Genomic DNA, 255 nt, shown 5'->3' with positions numbered 1-255 from the left:
ATTTTAACGATGGATTTAACTATGTACGCATCAATGATTAAGAACAAAAAAATTATCCGTGATTATCTAGATAAATTAGCGGATATAGATAACACACCTTTCGTTGATGTGACAAAAAAAAGCTTTCAGCAATTTAGAGAAGCGTGTAAAGGGTATTTAACCTGGACTGAGAGTAAAGAACTGTACAATGCGATAAAGGGCTTTACCCAACAAATGGAGGCGTGCCATCGTCAAGTCAGTGTGCATGCCAACCCA

The 255-nt window shown here is 37.3% G+C and carries 1 protein-coding gene; it reads left to right on the top strand.

Annotated elements, in window-relative coordinates; all coding sequences use genetic code 11:
* Nucleotides 1–21: 21 nt before the first annotated feature.
* A partial coding sequence (locus tag ACQ96U_RS27205) for a hypothetical protein (protein ID WP_431724415.1) occupies nt 22–255 on the top strand: 234 nt, incomplete at its 3' end.

The organism is Zooshikella sp. RANM57, from assembly GCF_050749885.1.
Classification (GTDB): Bacteria; Pseudomonadota; Gammaproteobacteria; order Pseudomonadales; family Zooshikellaceae; genus Zooshikella.
This window is presented reverse-complemented; position numbering and strand designations above follow the sequence as displayed.